23 protein-coding genes are annotated in these 23,292 nt (G+C 71.6%); 9 read left to right on the forward strand and 14 right to left on the reverse strand.

All coding sequences use genetic code 11. The features are described 5' to 3' along the window. Positions 1 to 189: 189 nt before the first annotated feature. Positions 190 to 861, reverse strand: coding sequence for an HAD family hydrolase (locus tag VSH64_RS48175; protein ID WP_326838231.1), 672 nt, complete (start codon positions 859 to 861; stop codon positions 190 to 192). A 132-nt stretch (positions 862 to 993) separates the two neighbouring features. On the opposite strand from VSH64_RS48175, the gene VSH64_RS48180 reads away from it, so the two are divergent. Continuing rightward, positions 994 to 2,001 carry an ABC transporter permease gene (locus tag VSH64_RS48180; RefSeq protein ID WP_326569431.1) on the forward strand — a complete coding sequence of 336 codons (1,008 nt, stop codon included), beginning with the start codon at positions 994 to 996 and terminating at the stop codon, positions 1,999 to 2,001. A gap of 16 nt (positions 2,002 to 2,017) precedes the next feature. Here VSH64_RS48180 and VSH64_RS48185 read toward each other — a convergent pair whose 3' ends face one another. The 6 genes from VSH64_RS48185 to VSH64_RS48210 form a co-directional block, all read right to left on the reverse strand. After that, a complete protein-coding gene (locus VSH64_RS48185) occupies positions 2,018 to 2,428 on the reverse strand; it encodes a YjbQ family protein (RefSeq protein ID WP_326569432.1) in 411 nt (136 codons plus the stop codon). A 12-nt stretch (positions 2,429 to 2,440) separates the two neighbouring features. Continuing rightward, a complete protein-coding gene (locus VSH64_RS48190) occupies positions 2,441 to 3,079 on the reverse strand; it encodes a response regulator transcription factor (RefSeq protein WP_326569433.1) in 639 nt (212 codons plus the stop codon). 22 nt (positions 3,080 to 3,101) lie between these two features. Beyond that, entirely contained in the window at positions 3,102 to 4,373 is a 1,272-nt protein-coding gene (locus tag VSH64_RS48195) for a sensor histidine kinase (RefSeq protein ID WP_326569434.1), read from the reverse strand. 77 nt (positions 4,374 to 4,450) lie between these two features. Next, positions 4,451 to 4,657, reverse strand: a complete 207-nt coding sequence (locus VSH64_RS48200; protein WP_326569435.1) for a hypothetical protein — start codon at positions 4,655 to 4,657, stop codon at positions 4,451 to 4,453. A gap of 10 nt (positions 4,658 to 4,667) precedes the next feature. Then, on the reverse strand, positions 4,668 to 5,783 hold the full coding sequence (locus VSH64_RS48205) for a fatty acid desaturase family protein (protein WP_326569436.1): 1,116 nt from the start codon (positions 5,781 to 5,783) through the stop codon (positions 4,668 to 4,670). Between the two features lie 9 nt (positions 5,784 to 5,792). Further along, positions 5,793 to 6,878: a ferredoxin reductase gene (locus VSH64_RS48210; RefSeq protein ID WP_326569437.1), complete on the reverse strand. Its 1,086-nt coding sequence runs from the start codon at positions 6,876 to 6,878 to the stop codon at positions 5,793 to 5,795. 129 nt (positions 6,879 to 7,007) lie between these two features. Between VSH64_RS48210 and VSH64_RS48215 the strand changes: the two genes are divergently transcribed. Beyond that, positions 7,008 to 7,655, forward strand: coding sequence for a TetR family transcriptional regulator (locus tag VSH64_RS48215; protein WP_326569438.1), 648 nt, complete (start codon positions 7,008 to 7,010; stop codon positions 7,653 to 7,655). Positions 7,656 to 7,701: 46 nt separating this feature from the next. Further along, on the forward strand, positions 7,702 to 8,436 hold the full coding sequence (locus VSH64_RS48220; protein WP_326569439.1) for a lipoate--protein ligase family protein: 735 nt from the start codon (positions 7,702 to 7,704) through the stop codon (positions 8,434 to 8,436). A 3-nt stretch (positions 8,437 to 8,439) separates the two neighbouring features. Here VSH64_RS48220 and VSH64_RS48225 read toward each other — a convergent pair whose 3' ends face one another. Next, entirely contained in the window at positions 8,440 to 8,934 is a 495-nt protein-coding gene (locus tag VSH64_RS48225) for a histone-like nucleoid-structuring protein Lsr2 (protein ID WP_326569440.1), read from the reverse strand. A 146-nt stretch (positions 8,935 to 9,080) separates the two neighbouring features. Between VSH64_RS48225 and VSH64_RS48230 the strand changes: the two genes are divergently transcribed. After that, entirely contained in the window at positions 9,081 to 10,490 is a 1,410-nt protein-coding gene (locus tag VSH64_RS48230; protein ID WP_326569441.1) for a dihydrolipoyl dehydrogenase family protein, read from the forward strand. A 71-nt stretch (positions 10,491 to 10,561) separates the two neighbouring features. On the opposite strand, the gene VSH64_RS48235 is transcribed toward VSH64_RS48230, so the two are convergent. Further along, entirely contained in the window at positions 10,562 to 13,207 is a 2,646-nt protein-coding gene (locus VSH64_RS48235; protein WP_326569442.1) for a hypothetical protein, read from the reverse strand. A gap of 290 nt (positions 13,208 to 13,497) precedes the next feature. On the opposite strand from VSH64_RS48235, the gene VSH64_RS48240 reads away from it, so the two are divergent. After that, on the forward strand, positions 13,498 to 14,001 hold the full coding sequence (locus tag VSH64_RS48240) for a DUF3145 domain-containing protein (RefSeq protein WP_326569443.1): 504 nt from the start codon (positions 13,498 to 13,500) through the stop codon (positions 13,999 to 14,001). 31 nt (positions 14,002 to 14,032) lie between these two features. Further along, positions 14,033 to 14,626 (forward strand): hypothetical protein, encoded by a 594-nt coding sequence (locus tag VSH64_RS48245; protein ID WP_326569444.1) that lies wholly within the window; start codon positions 14,033 to 14,035, stop codon positions 14,624 to 14,626. A gap of 157 nt (positions 14,627 to 14,783) precedes the next feature. Here the strand turns inward: VSH64_RS48245 and VSH64_RS48250 are convergent, their stop codons facing one another. The 5 genes from VSH64_RS48250 to VSH64_RS48270 all read right to left on the reverse strand — a co-directional run bounded on the left by VSH64_RS48250 (position 14,784) and on the right by VSH64_RS48270 (position 19,726). Beyond that, a complete protein-coding gene (locus VSH64_RS48250; RefSeq protein WP_326569445.1) occupies positions 14,784 to 16,034 on the reverse strand; it encodes a beta-ketoacyl-[acyl-carrier-protein] synthase family protein in 1,251 nt (416 codons plus the stop codon). 64 nt (positions 16,035 to 16,098) lie between these two features. Beyond that, positions 16,099 to 16,344 carry an acyl carrier protein gene (locus tag VSH64_RS48255; RefSeq protein WP_326569446.1) on the reverse strand — a complete coding sequence of 82 codons (246 nt, stop codon included), beginning with the start codon at positions 16,342 to 16,344 and terminating at the stop codon, positions 16,099 to 16,101. A gap of 71 nt (positions 16,345 to 16,415) precedes the next feature. Next, positions 16,416 to 17,399 (reverse strand): beta-ketoacyl-ACP synthase III, encoded by a 984-nt coding sequence (locus VSH64_RS48260; RefSeq protein ID WP_326569447.1) that lies wholly within the window; start codon positions 17,397 to 17,399, stop codon positions 16,416 to 16,418. Beyond that, a complete protein-coding gene (locus VSH64_RS48265) occupies positions 17,396 to 18,328 on the reverse strand; it encodes an ACP S-malonyltransferase (RefSeq protein WP_456062114.1) in 933 nt (310 codons plus the stop codon). Before VSH64_RS48265 ends, VSH64_RS48260 begins: the two co-directional genes overlap by 4 nt. Before the next feature lie 186 nt (positions 18,329 to 18,514). Further along, complete coding sequence (locus VSH64_RS48270; protein ID WP_326569449.1) at positions 18,515 to 19,726, reverse strand: PucR family transcriptional regulator; 1,212 nt, start codon at positions 19,724 to 19,726, stop codon at positions 18,515 to 18,517. A gap of 159 nt (positions 19,727 to 19,885) precedes the next feature. Between VSH64_RS48270 and VSH64_RS48275 the strand changes: the two genes are divergently transcribed. From VSH64_RS48275 to VSH64_RS48285, 3 genes are all read left to right on the forward strand, one after another. Then, a complete protein-coding gene (locus tag VSH64_RS48275; RefSeq protein ID WP_326569450.1) occupies positions 19,886 to 20,809 on the forward strand; it encodes an ABC transporter ATP-binding protein in 924 nt (307 codons plus the stop codon). Beyond that, a complete protein-coding gene (locus tag VSH64_RS48280; protein ID WP_326569451.1) occupies positions 20,806 to 22,020 on the forward strand; it encodes an ABC transporter permease in 1,215 nt (404 codons plus the stop codon). Before VSH64_RS48275 ends, VSH64_RS48280 begins: the two co-directional genes overlap by 4 nt. Before the next feature lie 427 nt (positions 22,021 to 22,447). After that, positions 22,448 to 23,290 carry a mechanosensitive ion channel family protein gene (locus VSH64_RS48285; RefSeq protein WP_326569452.1) on the forward strand — a complete coding sequence of 281 codons (843 nt, stop codon included), beginning with the start codon at positions 22,448 to 22,450 and terminating at the stop codon, positions 23,288 to 23,290. Positions 23,291 to 23,292 lie beyond the last annotated feature (2 nt).

A 23,292-nucleotide genomic window follows, 5' to 3' on the forward strand; every position in this document is an offset into this window, starting at 1 on the left:
GCCTAAAGCCGACATCCGTCGAGGGAGCGACTTCCACCCCTAGGGGACTACGACCCCGGATGGACAAAACCCTGACCTCACGGCGGATGCGGGCTCAGGGACCGCTGCGCGACCTGGGTGAAACCGCGCGGGCCGGCCGCTGGGTGCGGCCGAAACCTCGCGGGGAAGCCGAAAGCAGGGGTTGACGCCTCAGCCGAGCACGGCCTTGCGCACCGACGCCAGGTCGGCGAGATCGGGCAGCACGGTGTGCGCGCCCGCCGCCGCGAGCTCTTCGGCGCTGTAGTGCCCGGTGGCCACGGCGACCGCGACGGCACCGTTGTCGAGCGCCGCCTGCACGTCGTTGGGCGTATCGCCGATCACCACGACGTCGCCGGGCGCGAACGCGGTGCCGTGCTTGGCCGCCGCCGCGGCCACGGCGTGGGGCACGAGGTCGGGCCGGTGCGCCGAGAGCGAGCCGTAGCCGCCGATCTCCAGCTCCAGGTGCTCGTCGAGGCCGAACGCCGCGAGCTTGTGCACCGAGATCTCCGGCAGGTTGCCGGTCACGAGCGTCTGCACGGCACCGTGGCCGGCCATCGCGGCCAGCGCCGCGGCCGCGCCGTCGAGCGCGCGGCCGGCTTCGTGCATCGTGCCGCTGGCCTGGTCGGCCACGGCGATCAGCTCGCTCCACAGGCGGCGGATGTTCTCGTCGGTGGCCTCGAGGCCGTGGGTGGTGAGGACGTCGGCGCTGATCGCGCGCTCGGTGCGCCCGCCGTAGTCGGGGTGGGTGTGCAGCTCGGTGCCCATGGCGCCCAGCGCCGTGGCGTACCAGCTGCTGCCGACGCCCGTGTAGTCCACGAGCGTGTGGTCGATGTCCCAGAGCACCAGCCGGTGCGCGTGCGTCGTCGTCACGGCCGTGAGGGTACCGGCGGAACTATTCAACGTCTGTTGACTTTCCGGTGGACGAGACCTACCTTGGTCGTAATTCAACATGCGAAGAATTAATGGGAGGCCGTCATGTCGGCTGCTACTCGGCGCCCCTCCGGGGTGTTTCCCCTGGTCGCCGTGCTGGCGGGTGCGCTCGCCGCGGTGGTGCTGGGGTTCCTGACGTTCGGCGCGCAGGCCACGGTCGCGCCCGACCACGTGCCGGTCGCCGTTTCCGCGCCCGCGCCGCTCCAGGGCCTGGCTCGCCAGGTCGCCGCCCACGGCGGAACGCAGCTCGACTGGCGCGTCGCCGACCCCGCCGAGGCCCGGAACCTGCTGGCGGACAAGGAGGTCTACGGCGTGCTGGAACTCCGGCCCGGTCCGGCGGCCACGGTTGTGCTCTCGGGCGCGGTGAACCCGGCGGGCACGCAGGTGGCGCAGCAGGTGCTGGCCGGCGCGGCCCAGGCGCTGCCCGGTGAACCGCGCCTGGAGATGCTGCACCCGGTGAGCGCGGCCGGCCGGATCGTGCCGCTGGCCGCCAGCGCGCTCGCCTGGCTCGGCTGCCTCGTGGCCGGTGCCGTGCTGGTGCGCCTCAACTCGGGGCGACGCGTGAGCGTGCTGGCTCGGCTGGCGCAGGTGCTCGGCAGCGGCGTGCTCGTGACGGGTGTGCTCGTGGGGTTCGCCGCGCTGTGGGATTCGACGTTGCCGCTGACCTGGGACGTGCTCGGGTTCCTGTTCCTCACGGTCACCGCGTTCGCGGCCCTGCAGGCGGGCTTGCTGCGGCTGCTCGGCCTCGGCGCCCTGGCCATCCTCGCGCCGCTCTACCTCGTGGCGCCCGCGGTGGCCGGGCAGGTGCCCGAACTGCTCAACCCGGCCTACCGCGCGCTGCTGTGGTCGTGGACGCCGTTCCGCTTCTCGACCGAAGGCCTGCGCAGCCTCGTCCAGGGCGTACCTGGTGCCCCCGACGTGACCACCGGCGTGTGGGTGCTGATCGGACTCCTGGTGGTCGGCCTGGTGCTGACCCTCTGGCCGCGACGCTCGAAGCCCGAACTGCCCTCGCCGCAGCCCGCGGAACGGCCGGTCGAGGTCGCAGCCGGCTGATCCGCGAAATCGCCTCTCAGCTACACAAGAAGCTGAAGCGGACCTTCCGCACGGGGTTGTCGACGTTGGTGTCGACCAGGCACACCGACTGCCAGGTCCCGAGCGCGAGCACCCCGCCCAGCACCGGCACCGTCGCGTATGGCGGCACCAGCGCGGGCAGCACGTGGTCACGGCCGTGGCCCGGGCTGCCGTGCCGGTGCCGCCAGCGGGCGTCGCGGGGGAGGATCTCCTCGAGCGCGGCGAGCAGGTCGTCGTCGCTGCCCGCGCCGGTCTCGAGGATCGCCAGGCCGGCCGTGGCATGCGGGACCCACACGTGCAGCAGGCCGTCGGTGGCGTCGGCGTCGCGCAGGAACTTCTCGGCTTCGTGGGTCAGATCGCGCACCACGGGCTTGTCACCCGTGTGGACCTCAAGTTCGGTCGAATACATAAACCCACCTTCTCAAACTCCGAGGTACCGCAGCACCGCGAGCACGCGCCGGTTGTGTCCTTCGGACGGCGGCAGGCCGAGCTTCGCGAAGATGCTCGTCACGTACTTCTCCACCGAACCGGCCGACAGGAACAGGTCACCGGCGATCGCGGCGTTGGAGCGGCCCTGCGCCATGAGGTCCAGCACCTCGCGTTCGCGCGGGGTCAGCTCCGCGAGAGAACCATCGGTCGCGGCGAAGAGCTGGCGCACCACCTCGGGGTCGAGCACCGTTTCGCCGGCGGCGACCCGGCGCAGTGCGTCCAGGAAGTCCGACACCTCGGCCACGCGGTCCTTGAGCAGGTAGCCGACCGCGCCGGCCTGGTCGGCGAGGAGCTGCTTCGCGTACTTCGTCTCCACGTACTGCGAAAACAGCAGGATCGCGCAGCCGTTTTGCTCTTCGCGCAGCTCGATCGCGGCGCGGAGGCCCTCGTCGGTGTGCGTCGGGGGCATGCGGATGTCCACCACGGACACGTCCGGCCGGTGCGCGCGCACGGCGGCGCGCAGTTCTTCGGCGTCCTTCACGGCCGCTACCATGTCGTGGCCCCGCAGCCCCAGCAGCTCGACCAGGCCCTGGCGCAGGATGGTCGAGTCCTCGGCGATCACGATCCGCATGCGTCCCCCTTCGCCCCGGAGCCTAGTGGGGCAGCGGCACCTCGGCGGTGACCCGCGTGGGGCCGCCCGGCGGGCTCGACACGGTCAGCTCGCCGTCCACCGGGCGCAGCCGCTCGGCGATCCCGGCCAGCCCGCCGCCGGGGACCACCGCCGCGCCGCCCGGACCGGCGTCGGTGACGGTGAGCCGCAGCACGCCGTCGTGGTCGTCGATGGCGACCGCGCACGGTTTTCCGGAATGCTTGGCCACGTTCGTCATCAGCTCCGCGGCCGCGAAGTACACCACTGTCTCCAGCGACGGCGGCGGCCGCCGGCTCAGCCGCACCGACACCGTCGCGGCCATCCCGGCCGAACCGGCCACAGTGGACAGTGCCACGTCGAGACCCTTGTCCAGCGCCGCCGGGTGGATGCCGCGCGCGAGGTCGCGCAGCTCGACCAGCGCCTGCTTCGCGTTGCCGTGCGCCGCGTCCACGAGCATCCGCACCTGGTCGAGGTCGACGCTGCCCGCGGCGAGCTCTTCCTTGGCCAGCCCCAGTTTCATCGCCATCGCCACGAGCTGGGCCTGGGCGCCGTCGTGCAGGTCGCGCTCGATGCGGCGCAGCTGCTGCGCGGCGTCTTCGAGGGCGGTCGCACGGGTCTCTTCGAGGAACCGCAGCCGTTGGCGCAGGCCGGGTCCCGACAGCAGCAGCCGCGCGAGCTGCCGGTCGACGTAGGCCAGCGAGTGCACGACCCACGGCACCGCGCCCAGTGCGAGCACGCCGCCGACCGCCCACAGCACTGTGCCCGGCCAGGTGCGGCTGAAGATGTTGTAGACCGGCAGCACGTCGCGCGTGAAGAACCACAGCACCGGGTAGATCGCGCCCGCGGCCCCGAAAACCAGCAGCGAACCCGCGACGGCGAACCCGGCGAACGAGAGCGGCACGCGCAGCACGAGGTACGAGCCCGCGCGCCAGGCGGGCCGGTCACCGAGCCGGGCGGCCAGCCAGTGACCCAGCCCGGGCCGCAGCCGCATCGGCGCCGGTGCGCGCAGCGGCGTGTCGAGCAACGCACCGGCCAACCGCCGGTGCACGCCGCCGAACAACCGCATCGACCGCACGACCCCCGCGAGCACCAGCAGCCCCAGCCCGAGCGGGCTCAGCGCGAGCCCGACCACGAGCCCGGTCAGCACCACCACCAGCGCGATCGGTGACAGCACGCCGGCCACCACCAGCCACGCCGCTTCCGCGCGAGTCTGCCGAAACGGCCCTGGCCACCAGCCACGCCACGGCCCGCGGACGGGCGCGGCGGGTGCGGTCATGCCGACGAGTCTGCCCGCCACGCGACCGGGCGACCACCGGGATCACCGGCGAACCGAGCGGGGGATTTCCCCCGTCGTCAGCCGGCTTCGGGATCCTGGTGGTCGTCGCGGGCGCGCTGGGTCGCTTCGCGCATCTCGATCACGTCGGTGAGCCAGTCGCCCGTCTCGCGCGCGATGTCGCGCACCGCACCGGTGATGATCGTCGCGATCGCCCCGATGTGCGTGGCCGCGGACTGAGTGAGCTCCTGCACCGTGTCCTTGCCGCTTTCGAACTGACCCACCATGTGAGGTTCCTCAGGCTGCTCGGAGTTGCCGGTCGGGGTCCACCGTAACGCGCGGGCCTCCCGAAGGCGTACCGGGAAGTGCCAGCTTCACGATCTTCTTCGCCACCGACCACAGCTGCTTGCGCAGCGGCCCGGTGTTGTAGGGCAGGCCGTAGCGCTCGCAGATCTCCCGCACCTCGGCCGCGATCTGCGGGTAGCGGCGCGCCGGGATGTCCGGGAACAGGTGGTGCTCGATCTGGTGCGAGAGGTTGCCCGACAGGATGTGGAACAGCCGCCCGCCGGTGATGTTCGCCGAGCCGAGGATCTGGCGCAGGTACCACTGGCCGCGCGACTCGCCGTCGGTCTCCTCCTCGGTGAAGCTCTCCACGTCGGCGGGGAAGTGGCCGCAGAAGATGATCGCGAACGCCCACAGGTTGCGCACGAGGTTCGCGCTCGCGTTGCCCGCCAGGGTCAGCGGCGCCGAGGGGCCGGTGAGCAGCGGGAACAGCACGTAGTCCTTGCCGATCTGCCGCGCGGCCTTGCGCACGATCTTCTTCAGCACCGGCACGTTCTCGGCCCAGGTGCGCTCGCCCTTCACGACCCGCTCCACCTCGAGGTCGTGCAGCATCACGCCCCACTGGAACAGCACCGCCAGCAGCGTCGCGTACACCGGGTTGCCGAGGTAGTACGGGTGCCACTTCTGGGCCGGGTCCATCCGCAGGATGCCGTAACCGATGTCGCGGTCCTTGTCGAGGATGTTCGTGAACGTGTGGTGGATGTAGTTGTGCGAGTTCCGCCAGTTCTCGGCGGGCGCGACGTTGTCCCACTCGAAGCGCTGCGAGCTCAGCTCGGGGATGCGGGTCCAGTCGTACTGGCCGTGCATCACGTTGTGGCCGATCTCCATGTTGTCGAGGATTTTGGCCAGCGACAGCGCCGCGACGCCGGCGACCCACACCGGCGGCAGGAACCCGGCGAACAACAGTCCGCGGCCGGTCACTTCCAGCGCGCGCTGGGTCTTGATGATCGAGCGGATGTACTCGACGTCGGCCTCGCCGAGGTCGTCGACGATGCGCCGGCGCAGCGCGTCGAGCTCCCGGCCGAACTCCTCGACCTGCTCGGGGGTCAGGCGATCCTGCAGACCGGTCATGACTGCCTCCTAGGCGTTGATCTCGACGTCCCCGACGGGAACGCTGATGCAGAGCTGGATTTCTTCGTCTTCTTCGCCGGAGATCTCGCCGGTGCGGGCGTTGCGCACGCGCCCGGCGGTCTTCACCTGCGTGCAGGAGAAGCAGATGCCCATCCGGCACCCGTGTTCCGGCGTGAGGCCCGCGTCTTCGGCCTGCTCCAGCAGCGGCTTGCCCGAGTTGGCGCATTCGCGGCCGCTGCGCGAGAAGCGCACGGTGCCCTCGGCGGCCGCGGTGTCGAACGTCAGCGGCGGCACCGTGAACTCTTCGGTGTGCAAGCGTTCACCGAGTCCTTCGGCCTCGAACAGTTCGCGCGCCGAGTCCATCAGCGGCTTCGGGCCGCAGAGGAACGTCTCGGCGTCGCGGAACCACGGCGCAGCCTGCTCCAGGTGCTCCTTCGAGAAGAAGCCCCGCAGGTCACCGCCGCGGGCGTGGGTGTGCGCGTGCACCACCCGCAGGCCCGGGTGCCGCTCGGCGAGCGCGGCCAGCTCGGCGCCGTAGAGCACGTCGGCGGGGCTGGTCGAGTAGTGCAGGAACACGACCTCGCCGCGGTGTCCTTCGGCGACCAGCCGGCGGGCCATCGCCAGCACCGGCGTGATGCCGCTGCCGCCGCTGACCAGCACGATCCGCTCCGGACGTGGCGACGGCAGCGTGAACTCGCCGTCCGCGGCCGACAGCCCGAACACCGAGCCCACGCGGGTGGTGGCCCTCAGGTGACGCGAAACCAGGCCCCGCGGGTCGGCCTTCACGGTGAACTCGAGGTCGCCGCCGCCGGAACCGCACGGCGAGTAGCAGCGGGTGCGCCGCACGCCGTCGATCTCCACGGTGAGCCGCACGTACTGCCCGGCCTCGAACCCCCGCCACGCGCGGCTCGGCCGCACGGTGAACGTGACCGTGTCCGCGGTCTGGTGGCGCACGTCCACGACCCGGCCGCGGATCTCCTTGCGGACCAGCATGGGGTCGAGCAGCTCCAGGTAGCGGTCGGCACCGTGCGGGGTGAGCAGGGCCTCGGCGAGCGAGGCCAGCCCGCGCAGGCGCCGCGGGAGCAAGGCGGTCATCACACCCTCCTGAGGTTGAGTGCACAGTTGTACACTCACTAGTGTGGGGGCACGGACCGGGTGGCTGTCAACGCGAGGGCGAGGTGATGTGACGTGGACCATGCCGAAGGGGTCAGTACGCTGCTGGAGATGAATCCCGCGGAGGAGCCGGCGTCGTCGGTGAGCCGGCAGGAGCGCAAGCAGCGCACCCGCCAGGCGCTGCTCGACGCGGCCCTGGAACTGCTGGCCGACCGGGGTTTCGCCAGCCTTTCGCTGCGCGAGGTCACCAAGCGCGCGGGCATCGTGCCCACTGCGTTCTACCGGCACTTCACCTCGATGGACGAGCTGGGCGTGGCGCTGGTCGAGGAGACCACGCGTACGCTGCGCGGCATGATCCGCTCGGCGCGCACCGAGCCGGTGAGCCACCTCGGCATGATCGACGCGTCGGTGAACACGCTGTACGAGCACGTGCGCGCCCACGAAGACCACTTCCGGTTCGTCACGCGGGAGCGCTACGCCGGTACCGGCCCGGTCGCGCGCGCCATCGGCGTGGAGCTGCGGCTGTTCTCCGGCGACCTCGCCATCGACCTCGCCCGCTTCGACTACTTGCGCGCCTGGCCGACGGAAGACCTCCACGCGCTGGCCGACCTCATCGTGACCGCGATGCTCGCCACAGTCGTCGACCTGCTCGAAGTGCGCCCCGGCGACCGCGAAGCCGACCGACGCACGCTGGACCTGGCGCGCAAGCGGTTGCGGATGATCTTCGTGGGGGTGCCCCACTGGCGACCGGGCGCCTAGCGGCTGTTCTACGATTTCGGGACCGGCGAAATCGTGGAGGAACAGCGTGGACAGCGGATCGGACGTGCGGGCGGAGTTCGGCGATCCCGCCGGGAACCTGGCGTTCGACGAGGCGCTGCTGCGCGAAGGCCCGGCCGCGCCGGTGCTGTGGCTGTGGCGCAACCCGCTGAGCGTGGTCGTCGGCCGCGGGCAGAAGGTGGCGCGCGAGGTGCGCGTGGCCGAGTGCGAACGCGACGGTGTGCCGGTGCTGCGCCGGGCCAGCGGCGGTGGCACGGTGTTCCACGACCCGGGCAACCTCAACGTCACGCTCGTGCTGCCCGGCCCGGCCGAGCGGCCGCTCGAGATGCTGGGTCTGGTGATGTCGGCGGCCGTCGAGAAGCTCGGGCTGCCCCCGCGCCTCGGCGAGCGCGGCTTGTTCGTGGGTGACGCGAAGCTGTGCGGCTTCGCGGTGTTCCGCACCAAAGCCGGGCTGCTGGCGCACTCGACGCTGCTGATCGACACCGACGCCGCGCGCGTCGGCGCCTACCTCACCGCGCCGCCGCCGGACCCGAAGCCGCTGGATTCGCACCGCAGCAAGGTCGCTTCGCTGGCCGACCACGGCGTGCGCCCGGCCGAAGGCGAGGCCGAAGCCGTGGTGCGGGCCGCGGCGGCGGGGCTGCTCGGCCCGCTCGTGCCGCGGCCGCCGACGGACGCGGAACTCGAGCGGCAGCGCACGTTGCTGCGCACGCGCTACCACTACGAAGGCTGGCACGCCGACGGCAAGCAGCGCCCGGCGGCGTGAGGCCTACTCGCTCGAGGAGAAGGTGACGGCGGGGATCTTCTTCGCCGCGCGGCGAGCGGGCTGAGTGGTCTTGACCGGTTTCGGTTCGGTGACCGGGTTTTTCACGGCGGCGGTCTTTTCGGTGGTCTTGACCGCGGTGCGGGTCTTCGCGGCCGGTTTGACCGGCGCGGCGGGCTTCGCCGGTTCGGCCTTGGCCGGGGCCGGCTTGGCCGGGCGTGTCGCCGTCTTGGCCGCGGCGGCCGTGCGCTTGGGCTTCACCGGAATGTCCTGCGGTTCCGGGGTTTTCACCGCGGCCGGCACGAGCTGCGGGCGCTGCTTGCGGCCACCGGTGCGCCGGCCGTGGCGCACGTACGGGGCGAAGATTTCGCGCAGTGCGGCGGCGTTGCGCGTGGAGAGGTCGATCTCGTGGTCGAGCCCGTCGAGGCCGAAGGCCACCGTCTCGGCGGCGGGTTCGCCGGTGAGGTCGTCCACCACGTGGACGGCGGTGTTCTTGGCCATGCGAAAGCCCTCCGTGCTCGATCGTGGTCGTGCGTGCAATCGGCACGGCGACGACCCGGTCACCCGGTGTCGCCGATTTCTTGCAGCTCGCGGAAGAGACTAGCGGCTGGCTTGCGTGAAGCCGCGTGGTGGTGTGCGCTGAACCCATGTCAGGACAGACTTTCGACGTCGTGGTGATCGGCGGCGGCCCGGTCGGCGAAGTAGCCGCGGAACGCGCGGCCAAGGGCGGGTTCAAGGTGGCGCTCATCGAGCACGAGTTGTTCGGCGGTGAGTGCTCGTACTGGGCGTGCGTGCCGAGCAAGGCCTTGCTGCGTCCCGGGAACCTGCTCGCCGCGGCCAAGCGCATGCCAGGGGTGGTGGTCGGCGACGCGCTCGACCCGGCACAGGTGTTCACGCGCCGCGATTGGTTCATCGGCCGCGATGATCCGCAGGGGCAGGACCACGGTCAGGTGGGCTGGGCGCGCGGGGTCGGGATCGAGCCGATCCGCGGCTACGCACGGATTTCCGGTGAACGGGAGGTGACGCTTTCCGACGGGCAGGTGCTCACCGCGCGCCACGGGGTGATCGTGTGCACCGGCAGCGTGCCGCGCACGCCGCCCATCCCGGGGCTCGACACGATCAAGCCGTGGGGTTCCCGCGAGGCGACTTCGTCGTCGGCCGTGCCCGCGCGGCTCGGTGTGCTCGGCGGCGGTGTGGTCGGCGTGGAGATGGCGCAGGCGTGGGCGCGGCTGGGTGCGCAGGTGCACCTGATCATCACGGGCAAGCGCCCGCTGCCGCGGCTGCCGGAGTTCGCCGGCGACCTGGTGCTCGCGGGCCTGCGGGCCGACGGTGTGATCGTGCACACCGGCTCGGGCATCGACGAGGTGTCCGCTGTGGACGGCGGCGGCGCGTCCCTCAAGCTCACCGGCGGCGAAGACCTCGTGGTCGACGAGCTGCTCGTGGCCACCGGCCGCGTGCCCGCCACCGGCGACGTCGGCCTCGACGTGCTCGGCCTGCCCACCGACGGCCCGCTGGAGGTCGACGAGAGCGGCCTCGTGTCCGCCGTGGACGGTGGCTGGCTCTACGCCGCCGGCGACGTCACCGGCCGCGCCCTGCTCACCCACCAGGGCAAGTACGCCGCCCGCGTGGCCGGCGACAGCGTTGCCGCCCGCGGCCGCGGCGAGACCGTGTCCACCGCGCCGTGGAGCCGCTACAGCGCCACGGCCGACCACCACGCCGTGCCGCAGGTCGTGTTCACCGACCCGGAAGTGGCGTCCGTCGGGGCCACCGAGGCCCGCGAGGGCTCGGCCGACCGCGTCGTCGACATCGACATCGCGGTCGCCGGCTCGGCCCTGACCGCCGACGGCTACACCGGAAAGGCCCGCATGGTCGTCGACACCGACCGCGGTGTCGTCCTGGGCGTCACCTTCGTCGGCCAGGACGTCGCGGAAATGCTCCACTCCGCCACGATCGCCGTGGTGGGCGAAGTCCCGCTCGACCGGCTGTGGCACGCGGTCCCGGCGTTCCCGACGGTGAGCGAGGTGTGGCTGCGGCTGCTGGAGACGTACGGCCTGTAGGGGTTTTCGACGCGGCGGGTTCCCGGTGCTCGGCCGGGGGCCCGCCGCGTTGGTGTCGGCGGGTGTCGTGGTCAGACGGGGAGCGTGAGGGCGAGGGCGCCCTGGGCGGCGCGGGTGAGGGCGGGGTCGTCCGGAGTGGACGGACCGGACTGCCAGACGGTCTGCACCAGGCGGACGCCGTTGCCGTCGAGTTTGCTGGCGTAGGCGGCGTTGTCGAACTGCGGGGGCTGGGCGGGCCACTTGCCGGTCTCGGTGGCGACGTCGAGGATGCCGCCGCCGCCCGGGGTGTCGGCGACCTGTTTGAAGTGGGCGGCCTGGGCGGCGTCGGGGAACTCGACGACGGCCACGGTCACCGCGGCCGCCCGGCCGTCGACCAGCGCGGTGTAGCTGGCGCGGCGGACGGCGGAGCAGCTGGTCTGTTGCAGGCTCGCCTGGACGTCGCCGAAGGCGTGCGAAGCGCAGCGCTGGTCGGCGCTGCTCGCGCGGGCCTCGAACGACAGGCTCGGCGCCGCACTGCTCGCCGTCGCGCTGGTCGCGACCGCCGGCGGTGCCACCGGTCGTGAGCTCGGAGCGGCCGGCGGTGCGGCCTCACCGCCGCCACCGCCGCCGGTCGCGGCCACCACGATCGCGGTCACCAACAGGATCGCCAGCAAACCGATCGCGGCCACCGGCACCCACCGGACGGTCCTCGACTGTTCTTTCGCAGGCGCGGAGTCCTTGACCGCGGAACCGTTCGCCGCGGCGCCACTCGTGGCCGCAGGGCCGATCCCGTTCGAGCCGCGGCCGTTCGCGGCAGCGCCACTCGCGGCCCCGGTCGCGGCCTGGCCACGGCCGCCCGACGACGGCACCTCGACGGACCCCGCCGCCGACGCCGCCGAAGACACCGTCCCCGGCGTACCTTGCCGGGCAGCAGGTTCAGGAGCCCGGCCTGATCCGCCGGCGGGCGCTCGGCCCGGAACAGGCGCGCCGCCGGGCTTTCCACTCGGAACAGGTAAGCCTGCGGGTTTGCCGCCCAGAACGGACGCGCCGCCGGGGCTACCGCCCGGAACAGCCGATCCCGCGGGCTTGCCGCCGAGAACGGGCGCACCGGTGTGATTTCCACTCGAAACAGGCGCGCCGGCTGCGTTGCCACCCGGGACCGATGAGCCGGCGCGGTTGCCGCCGGGGATAGGCGCGCCGGCGGCGTTGCCGTTGCCGCCCTTCGACGCGCCCGGTGCCACCGTGCGCTGCGCCTCAGGCCGCGGCTTCGGCGACGACATCTTCTCCGTCGCCGCCGTGTCCCACGACCCACCGCCCTGAGCGGACGGACCGGCCTTGCCGGGGAAGCTCGGCGCGGACGTGGACTCGGTCGGGCCTTCGGCGAGGGGAATCGCCTGCTCGGCCGTGGCCTCATCGGCCGGCGGCGCACTCGACGAAGGCACTGGACCAGACGAAGGCACTGGACCAGACGAAGACACCGGGACGGCCGTCGCACTCGCGTTGCCGGGGAAGGTCGGCGAGGCGGTGGACTCGGTCGGCTGTTCGGCGAGGGGAATCGCCTGTTCGGCCGTGGCCTCGGTCGGCTCCGCCGTGGATTCGACCACCGTGGATTCGACCAGCGTGGGTTCCGCCGCACCGGGGAAGAGCGGCGGGCCGTCCGCCGCGGCCGGGGGAACGGCCGCGGTGGATTCGGTGGGGGTCTCGGTGAGGTGCAATGCCGGGTCGGCCGGCGTATCGGGAGAAGCGGCCGAAGTGGACGGACCCGGCGCACGGGATTCCGTCGGAGTATCGGCCCGAGACGGAACCACGGCGGGAGAAGCGGCCGGAGAAGTGGCCGAAGTGGACGATCCCGGTGCACCGGGAAAAGCCGGCGGCGCGGTCGGCGCCCCCGCGAGCGAAACCGGAGCGGCGACGTGCGGCACCGGCCGGGTCGTGGGAATCACCGGCGGAGGAGGCGGCACCGACGTGATCCGGGGCCGCTGAGCCGGCGCAACCGCCGAACCACCGGCCGAACCAGCATAAGAAGAACCAGCAGGAGCAGCACCAGGCCGAGAAGAACCAGCAGGAGCAGGTCGAGCAGGAGCAGGCACCGCGACCGGCACCACCTGCACCGGCACCGGCGGATCGTCCGTGTACCGGACGAACCCCTCACCCAGCAGCACCTCGTCCGACATCGGCGGCGCGTCCGGGGCCAGCGCCGTGATCAACGCCCTGGCCTGGTCCAATGACCGCGCACTCCGCGCGGTCGCCAGCGACACGGTGGCCGCCAGCATCGTGGTCGGCGTGGGGTGCAGCACGCGCACCGGCCCGGCGAGGTCCGCGGGTGGTTGGTCCACCGTCTCGACGTAGGGGCCGACCGCGACGATCGTGCCCACCGGGCCGGAACCCGGGGCGAGCTCGGCGATGCGGCGTTCGCACTCGGCGGAGAGGTCGAGGGCTTCGGTGGCGGGGTTGACCGCGTCGTCGCCGTGGACCAGGGGCCAGCCGTCGGCCTTCCACGGGCCGCCGAGCGGGGCCTCGAGGCGCAGGGCCGGGTCGGGGAGGTCCACCCCGATCACGATGAGCACGCCCTTGGGCAGCACCACCACGGCCTCCACGGCGCGCTCGCCGCCGGCCGGGCGCGCGCCGATGAGCGCGACGCCACCGATGACCGTGTTGCCGCGGCCGAGGGAGGCCAGCGCCGCCCGCACATCCTCGGCGACGCGCGACGGCTGCTGCCCGAGGCGGACCAGTCGCACCGAAACCCTCCTCACCTCGTCCGTTTCGGTGCCCCACGCTAGCGTGCCCGCGCCCGAGATCCGTGCTACGCGCGGACGGCTCGGCGAGCCTTCCCTCATAAAGGGGGAACACGCGCGACTTGTGGTGTTCGTGTGGCCAAACGGCACGGTTGGGGTGCAGAATGTGCTACACAGATCGGGAAGCCGCACACTGACAAGGAACTCGGGGAGGAACGGAAGCCCACCGAAGCCGAAGCAGCTCGAGAGGTCGTAGGGGAAGACGTCCCTCGTCGAGCAAGCGGAGGTCAGCAGTGAGCACCCGTGGCAACACCCGAGGCGTGGTGTACGTCCACTCGTCGCCGTCTGCGGTGTGTCCGCACGTCGAGTGGGCTATTTCGGGCACCCTCGGGGCCCGAGTCGAGCTGAAGTGGACGGCGCAGCCCGCCAGTCCCGGACAGCTGCGCGCCGAGTGCGGCTGGCGCGCGCCTTCCGGCACCGCGGCCAAGCTGGCCTCGGCGCTCAAGGCGTGGCCGATGCTGCGCTTCGAGGTCACCGAGGAACCCAGCGCCGGTGTCGACGGCGAACGCTTCTGCTTCGCGCCCGGCCTCGGCCTCTGGCACGGCCGCACGAGCGCCAACGGCGACATCGTGGTGGGCGAAGACCAGCTGCGCGCCCTCGTGAGCATGACCCGTGGCGGGGAATCCCTGGCGCACAAGCTCGACGAGCTGCTCGCGGCGGGCTGGGACGAGGCGCTCGAGCCCTACCGCCACGCCGGCGACGGCGCTCCGGTCACCTGGCTGCACCAGGTCGGGTGACACTCGCGGCCGGGTGGGTACCCTCTGCAGGGTGACCGCCCGTCCGCCCGCCCCCGCCCGCCAGCGGTGGCTGGTACCCGTGCTCGTCGTGGTGCTGTCCGTCACCGTCGGTGGTGGCCTGCTCGCGCGTGAGCTGTACCGCCGCCCGGACATCGACACCGGCGTGCCGAGCGCGCTCGCGACGCCGACCCCGGTGGCCGCCGACGACCAGCCCGGCCTCGGCACCGTCACGGTCTCCGAAGACGCGGCCCGCCACCCGGACGTCGGCGCGGTGGAAGCCGTGCTGCAGGACTACTTCGACGGCGTCAACAAACACGACTACGACATCTGGACGCGCGCGGTCACCCGCGACCGGATGCAGGACATGCCGGAAGCGAAGTTCCGGAAGGACTTCGTGTCCACGAAGGACGGCACGATCCTGCTGTACCGCATCGAACCCGGCGCCGGCTCGTCGCTGCGGGTGCTCGTGGGTTTCACCAGCACGCAGTCGCTCGACGAAGCGCCCGCCGACTTGAAAAAGCCGTGCATCCACTGGCGCCTGGTGCTGCCGATGGTCTTCGAGGACGGCGGGTACAAGATCGACACCGTCCAGGGCGGGACCGGGGTCGAGCACGAGGCGTGCTGACCACCCCGGCGCGACGACCCGGGCCGCGGTGACCGCGAACGCACCGAACGAGGCCGCACCGAGCTGAGCCGCAAAAGTTCGCACCACACGACGACGCAAAACGAGGGCCCCTCCCGAACGACTCGGGAGGGGCCCTCGTTGCGTGAAGCGGAACCGATCAGGCGGCCGGCGTGAACAGCAGGGCGGTGTTGTGGCCGCCGAAGCCGAACGAGTTGCTGAGCGCCGCGGTGAGCTCGACCTTGCGGTTCTCGCCCGACACCACGTCGAGCTGCACCTTCGGGTCGAGGTCGGTGAGGTTCAGCGTGGCGGGCACCACGCCTTCGTACATCGCGAGGATCGTGGCGATCCCCTCCACCGCGCCGGCACCGCCGACGAGGTGGCCGAGCGCGCCCTTCGGCGCGGTGACCACGGCGTGGTCGCCCACGGCCTTGCGGATCGCCGCGGCCTCGCCGATGTCACCGACCACAGTGGACGTCGCGTGCGCGTTGACGTGACCGATGTCCGACGGCGAGAGGTCCGCCATCTTCATGGCCGCGCGCATCGCCGCGATCTGCCCGATGCCTTCGGGGTGGTTGCCCGTGATGTGGTACGCGTCGGACGTGATGCCGTAGCCGGCGAGCTTCGCGTAGATACGCGCGCCGCGCGCCTTCGCGAGGTCGGCCCGCTCCAGCACGACCACGCCGGCGCCTTCGCCGAGCACGAACCCGTCCCGGCTCGCGTCGAACGGCCGTGAGGCGGCCGCCGGGTCGTCGTTGCGGGTCGACACCGTGCGCGCCTGCGCGAAGCCCGCGAGGGTGATCGGGTGGATGCACGCCTCGGTGCCACCGGCCACCACGACGTCGGCCCGGCCGGACCGGATCATCTCGTAGCCGGTGGCGATGCCCTCGGCGCCGGACGCACAAGCCGAGGCCGGCGAGTGCACGCCGGCGCGCGCCTTGAGGTCGATGCTCACGTGCGCGGCCGGCCCGTTGGGCATCAGCATCGGCACGGTGAGCGGCGACACCTTGCGGAGGCCCTGCTGGTGCAACAGGTCGTTCTGGCTCAGCAGCGTCATCGGCCCACCGACACCGGTCCCGATCGAAACACCCAGGCGTTCCGGTTCGACGTCGGTGTGCTCGTCGGTCTGCTCGGCGAACCCGGCGTCGGCCCAGGCCTGGCGCGCGGCGATGATCGCCACCTGCTCGCACCGGTCCAGCCGCCGCGCCTGCACCCGCGGCAGGACCTCGGACGGCTCGACGGCGAGCGTCGCGCCGATCAGCACCGGCAGGCCCAGTTCCTCGGGCCAGTCCGCCGGGATCCTGCGGACACCGCTGCGACCGGTCAGCAGACCGTCCCAGGTGGACGCGACGTCCCCGCCGAGGGGCGTGGTCGCCCCCATCCCGGTGATCACGACGTCGATGTTGCTCATGGGTGTCTCCCCAAGGTCTCGGCTCCGGACCGGGGAGCTTCCCCGGCCCGGGTACGAAGAGGACTTACTTCTGGTTGGCGGACACGTAGTTCACCGCGTCGCCCACGGTCTTCAGGTTGGCGAGCTCGTCGTCCGGGATCTTGACGCCGAACTTGTCCTCGGCCTGCACGGCGATCTCGACCATCGACAGCGAGTCGATGTCCAGGTCGTCCACGAACGACTTCTCGGCGGTGACGTCGTCCTGAGCCACACCGGCCACCTCTTCGACGATCTCGGCGAGGCCGGCGAGGATCTCAGCGTTGTCAGCCATTGGAGTTGTTCCCTTCTCGGTTCTTCTTCAGGTCCACCTCGCGAGCACGGCGCTCGCGAGGGAAGTATCCATCAGGGGCAGACGAAGGCCTGCCCGGCATACGAGAGCCCGGCGCCGAAGCCGATCGCCAGGACCACGTCGCCCGGCTTCGCGGTGCCCGCCTTGCGCATGTGGTCCAGCGCCAGCGGGATCGACGCCGACGACGTGTTGCCCGAGTACTTGATGTCGTCGGCCACGACGAGGTCCTCGCGCGCGCCGGCGGCCTTCAGCTTCTTCGCGATCGACTCGACGATGCGCAGGTTGGCCTGGTGCGGGATCAGCACGTCCACATCGGACGGCTGCAGGCCCGCGGCCTCGAGCGCGCGCATGGCGATCGGCGCGATCTTCGTGGTGGCCCACCGGAAGACCGACTGGCCCTCCTGGTAGATCCACTTGCCGTCGCGCATGGTGATCAGGTCCACGAGGTCACCGGCGCTGCCCCACACGACCGGGCCGATGCCCGGCTCGTCGGAGCCGCCGACCACCGCGGCGCCCGCGCCGTCGGCGAAGATGATCGCGTTGGCGCGGTCGGTCGGGTCCACCACGTCGGTGAGCTTCTCGGCGCCGATCACGAGCACCTTCTTCGCCGAGCCGGCGCGGACGAGGTCCGAGGCGACCCCGAGGCCGTAGCAGAACCCGGCGCACGCGGCGTTGAGGTCGAAGGCACCGGGGCTCGGGATGCCGAGCCGGGCCGCGACCTGGGCGGCGGCGTTGGGGATCTGCGTGGGCATCGTGCAGTTCGGCAGGATGACCGTGTCCACTTCGGACGGGTCGACACCCGCGTCGGCCATGGCGGCTTCACCCGCGGCGACGGCGTAGTCGACGAGCAGCTCGTCTTCGCTGCCGAAGCGGCGCTCGATGATGCCCACGCGCTCGCGGATCCACTGGTCGTTGGTGTCCATGAGCTGCGAAAGGTCGTCGTTGGTCACGACCTTCTCCGGCTGGTGGCTGCCGACGCCGAGGATCCGGGTGCTGGCAGGGCCCGTGCTGAGGCGCAGGCTGGGGCGGTCGGTCACTGGGCGTCCTCCTCGCGCAGCTTCGCCAGCTCGTCCGGCGTCTTCAGCGCGGTGGTTGTGGTGACGACACCCTTGAGCTGGCGCTTGACCAGACCGGTCAGCGTGCCCGCGGGCGCGAGTTCGACGGTGCTGCTCACGCCGAGCGACACGAGGCCGTCCATCGTGAGGTCCCAGCGCACGGGCCGGGTGACCTGCGCGACGAGCCGTCGCAGGTACTCGGTGCCGCTGGTGACCACGGTGCCGTCGGCGTTCGACAGCAGCGGGCGCGTGGGGTCGGCCGGGGTGAGGCCGGCGGCGTGCTCGCGAAGGGCGTCTTCCGCCGGCGCCATGTACGGCGTGTGGAAGGCTCCCGCGACCTTGAGCGCACGGATCTTCGTGCCTTCAAGGGGTTCGGCGACGATCCGCTCGATGGCGTCGGCGGCGCCCGAGGCGACGATCTGGCCGGCGCCGTTGCGGTTGGCCGGGGTCAGGCCGCGCTCTTCGAGCCACGCGACGACCTGCTCGGGGTCACCGAGCATCACGGCCGCCATCGACGTCGGCTCGAGCGCGCAGGCCTTGGCCATCTCGGCGCCGCGCACCGCGGCCAGCGCAACGGCGTCGGCCGGGGTCAGCACCCCGGCGATCGCGGCCGCGGCGAGCTCGCCCACGGAGTGTCCGGCCACCGGCGCGTCGTCGGCGACCGGCGCCACCTGCTGCAGGCGCTCGAACGAGAGCAGCGAGAGCGCGACGATCAGCGGCTGCGCGACCGCGGTGTCCTGGATCTCCTCGGCGTCGCCTTCCGTGCCGAGGCGGACGAGGTCGAGCCCGGCGCGGGCCGACCACTCCTCGACGCGCGCGCGGGCGCCGTCGAACTCGAGCCAGGGGGAGAGCATGCCGGGGGCCTGGGAGCCCTGGCCGGGGGAGAGGACTGCTGCTGTCACGCCGTCTATGACACCATGCCCGGCCGCGTCCCCCGGATGCGGCCGGTCACCAAGTCCGTGGAGCGGAATTGGAGGAAACCTCCAAAGACCCGCGGTGGATCCTTGCCCTTAACCCAGATGCCTTGTGGGATTCAACCATCGCTTGCCGTGAAGTCGGTCACGGGACCCGGTTGTGCCCAAGATCGTGACACCGAGTCACCACAGGCCCCGGCCGCGGGCGAGGCGGCCGACGGTGAGCGCGGCCCGCAACACGAACGCGTCCCGCGGTTCGGTCGGGTTGCGGCCGGTGAGCTCGGCGGCCTTGCGCAGCCGGTACCGCACGGTGTTGGGGTGCACGAACAACGTCTGCGCGCAGCGTTCGAGCACCCCGCCGCTCTCCAGGTAGGTCTCCACCGTGCGCTGCAGCGCGGGGCCGGCCTCTTCGAGCGGCCGTGCGACGAGCTCTACCAGCAGCCGCTCGGCCTCCGGGTCGCCGGAGAGCGCGCGCTCGGGCAGCAGGTCGTCGGAGCGGACGGGTCGCGGCGCGCCGGGCCAGCCGACCACCGCGCGCAGGCCGGACAGGGCTTCGGCCGCACTGTGGTGCGCCTCGGCCAGCGACGGCACGGTCGGGCCGGCCACCACCGGGCCGTCGGCGAACACCGCCGACATGCGCGAGAGCGTCTCGCGCTCCTTCACCCCGCCGTCGGTCGGGCCGCCGATCACGATCACCAGCCGGGAGCCCTGCACCGACAGCAGCACGGGCCGGCCCACGCGCGCGGCGCGGCTGCGGACCTCGAACACCACCGTCGGCGGGTCCTCCGACGGCGGGTTGCCCACGATCACGGTCGCGGCCGACGCCGGGTCCCAGCCGAGCGCGGCCGCGCGCGAAAGCACGGCCTCCTCGGCGTCGCCGCGCACGATCCCGTCGACCACGAGCGCCTCGAGCCGCGCGTCCCATGCACCGCGCGCCTCAGCCGCCGCCGCGTACGAGTTGGCCGCGGCGAACGCGATCTCCCTGCCGTAGCGCAGGATTCCCTCGATCAGCGCCGCGCGTTCGGCCTCGTTCGCGGCGAACTCCGGCAGCTGCTCCTCGAACACCTCGATCGCGAGCCGCACCATGCCCACGGCCTGGCGCAGGCTGACCCAGCGCGACAGCTCGGCGGGCGCGTCGCGGAACGCCTCGGTGGTGAGCTTGAGCGCTTCCTTCGAATCCCGCAGCCAGTCGACGAACCCCGCCGCCCCCGCCTGCGTGATCAGCAGCACGCTCGCCCGCTGGTCGGCGGGCAGCCGCCCGAACCACACCAGCCGGCGTTCCATCACGGCGACGCTCGCGCTCGCGAGCCGCCCCGAAGCGTGATCGAGGGAGCGCAGCGTCTTCGCCGACAACCCGTGGTGCTTGGGGACCCGGCGCCCCGTCGTCTCAGCCATTCGTTCCGATCCTCCGGGGGAATCCTAGTTGGACATTCGATCGGCAACTTTCGGCGGCGGACACGCAACCCCGGGCGCTAGGCACCGTCCAGCGGTAACTCTACGATCCGTAACCGGTGATGTACGTCACCGAAACCGACAACAAGGGGGAAAGGGCGTATGCCAGAGCCCGGACTGGAGATCGACGCGATCTCCAAACGCTACGGCAAGGTCGTGGCGCTGGAGAAGATGACTTTCGACGTGCGCCCCGGCGAGCTGTTCGGCTTCGTGGGCAGCAACGGCGCGGGCAAGACCACCACGATGCGCATCGCGCTCGGGGTGCTCAGCGCGGACGCGGGCGAGGTGCGGTTCGCGGGCTCGCCGATCACGCACGAAACCCGGCGCCACATCGGCTACATGCCGGAAGAGCGCGGTTTGTACCCGAAGATGAAGGTGGGCGAGCAGCTGACCTACCTGGCGCGGCTGCACGGCATGACCGCGGCCGACGCGAAGGCCTCGACCGAGCGCTGGACCGAACGCCTCGGCGTGGCCGGGCGCCGCGACGACGAGGTCGAGAAGCTCAGCCTCGGCAACCAGCAGCGCGTGCAGCTCGCCGCCGCGCTCGTGCACGAGCCGCGCATCCTCGTGCTCGACGAACCGTTCTCGGGCCTCGACCCGGTCGCGGTCGACGTGATGAGCAAGGTGCTCAAGGAGAAGGCGGCCGACGGCGTGCCGGTGGTGTTCTCCAGCCACCAGCTGGATCTGGTGGAGCGCCTGTGCGACCGCATCGGGATCGTCCGGAGTGGACGGATGGAGGCGATGGGCACCGTCTCGCAGCTGCGGGCCGGCGGCGCCGTGCGGCTGCTCGTCGACGCGCCCCAGTCGGGCGACGGCTGGGCCGCGAACCTGCCCGGCGTCACGGTGCTGGGCCGCGACGGTGCGGTCACGGAGCTCGAGCTGGCCGACGGTGCCGACGACCAGCTCGTGATCCGCGCGGCGCTGGCGACCGGGCCGGTGCGCGAGTTCACGCGCAAGCTCCCGTCCCTGACCGACCTGTTCCGGTCCGTCGTGACCGAGCACCACCACGAGGAGGCGGCGGCATGAGCACGCCCGACATCCGCATGAGCCCGATGTCCGGGGTCGGCCTGGTCGCCTCGCGCGAGATCAGCACGCGCCTGAAGTCCAAGGCCTACCGGATCAGCACGCTCGTGCTGCTGATCCTCATCGTCGTCGGCATCTTCGTGCTGAAGCTGTTCGGCGGTAGCAGCGGTCCCGACGCGACCGTCGGCTTCGTGCCGGCCGCGGCACCGCTCTCGGCACCGCTCACGGCCATCGGGAGTTCGGTGGGGCAGAACATCGCCACGCAGCCCGTCGCCGACGAGCAGGCCGGGATCGCGAAGCTGAAGGACGGCTCGATCGACGCGCTGCTGGTGCAGGGCGCCGACCGCGTGCACGTGCAGGTCGAGAAGGACCTCGACGGCAACCTCAAGAACGTGCTCACCGTGCTCGCCGGCCGCGTCGCGCAGAACTCGGAGATCATCGCGCAGCGCGGTGACCCGGCGAAGGTGGACGCCGCGGTCGCGGCCGCGCGCATCGACGAGCTGCCGCCGCTGGAGAAACCGTACGACTACGACGGCCAGCAGCTCGTGCTCGGCATCATCGCGGGCATCCTCATCTACATGTCGCTGCTGCTCAACGGCCAGACCGTGGCGCAGGGCGTGGTCGAGGAGAAGACCTCGCGCGTGGTCGAGCTGCTGCTGTCCACCATCAAGCCGTGGCAGCTGATGGCGGGCAAGGTGCTCGGCATCGGCACGGTCGGGTTGATCCAGATGCTCGCGATCGGCGTGGTCGGCATCGCGGCGGGCCTGGGGACGGGGGTGCTCACCATCTCGCTCTCGGCGGCCATCGGCACGGTCGTCTGGCTGGTCGTGTGGTACCTGCTCGGGTTCTTCATGTATTCGATCGTGTTCGCGGCCCTCGGCGCGCTCGTGTCGCGGCAGGAGGACGTGAGCGGCGCCGTGTCGCCGGTGCTGATGCTCGTGATCGTCGGCTACGTGGTGGGCATCTCGGTGCTGCCGTCGGACCCGTCGAACAAGTTCGCCGAGGTGCTCTCGATCATCCCGGTGTTCGCGCCGACGCTCATGCCGATGCGGCTCGCGATGGGCGGGGTGCCGGTGTGGGAGGCCGTGGTGTCGGTGGGGCTCGTGGTGCTGCTGATTCCGGGATTGGTGTGGCTGGCCGCCCGGATCTACCGCAACGCGGTGATGCGCACCGGTGCCAAGGTGAAACTGCGCGACGCGCTTCGCGCGGCCTGAGTGTCCGTTCGGTGAACGCGTGTCGTCGTCCTGTGAAACCCGTGAGGGGGTTCGCGAAACCCGAAGGGTATTCGCAGGGCGACGACACGAACACCCGCTGAATACGGCTGGTGTGAATACCCGGGCTGTGATTCCCCTGGCCGGCGATTGCGCCAGGCCCTGACCTCGTCGGCTCGCGCCGCGATTCGTGTGCGCAAAAGCTGTCGGAGGGGGCAAATGCTCGAGGCCGCCCGGCGCTTGCGGTTTACGCTGCGCCGGACGGCCTCGTCTCCCCGGTCCCCACCGGTAAGACAAGTATGGCCGCGATTGATCTTCCGGCGCCAGTCGTCTCACTCGATCGTGGTGCAACGCACTCCCGCTGGCTGGGTACCTGATCATCGACCCGCTGCGGCGGTCCGCACGGGAATCCACGACGAAGGGAGCCAGCGTGGGTGAGCAACTCAAGGACGGACTCGGACAGGCCTGGAATCTGGTGGCCACGTTCGTCCCGAAACTCGTCGGTTTTCTGATCATCCTGCTGATCGGCTGGTTGATCGCGAAAGCGGTGTCCAAAGCGCTGTCACTGGTGCTCGGAAAGCTCGGGTTTTCCCGGCTCGTCGAGAAGACGGGCCTGACCGGAATGATGAAGCAGGCGAATGTCGACGCCACCGGCATCCTCGTGAAACTGGTCTACTACTTCATTCTGCTCATCGCGCTCCAGCTGGCGTTCGGCGTGTTCGGTCAGTCGAATCCGGTCAGCCAGCTGCTCAACGACATCATCGCCTTCCTGCCGCGCATCGTCGTGGCGCTGGTGCTGATCGTGGTGGCGGCCGCCATCGCGAAGGTCGTGCGGGACGTCGTGCACTCGGCGATGTCCACGCGTCCGGCCGGGCGGCTACTCGGCACCGTGGCCTACTGGCTGATCATGGCGTTCGGCATCATCGCCGCGCTGGGCCAGGTCAACATCGCCACGGCCATCACCGGCCCGGTGCTCATCACGGTGCTGGCGACCATCGGCGGCGTGATCGTGGTCGGGTTCGGCGGCGGCCTCATCAAGCCGGCCCAGGACCGCTGGGGTGGCTGGCTCACGAACCTGCAGGGCCAGCTCGGCACCGGCGGCCGGCCCGGTCAGCAGCGTCAGGTCGGCGGGCAGGCCCAGGCTCCCGCGGGTGCGCCGGCCCGGACCGCTCAGGCCACCGCGACCACCCCGGTCGCGCAACCGGGAAACGGCCACCAGCCCACCACGGACACCCCGACCCCGCCGGTCGGGTTCAACCGCGTCGAGCACTGACT

Source organism: Amycolatopsis rhabdoformis, assembly GCF_035918295.1.
GTDB lineage: Bacteria > Actinomycetota > Actinomycetes > Mycobacteriales > Pseudonocardiaceae > Amycolatopsis > Amycolatopsis rhabdoformis.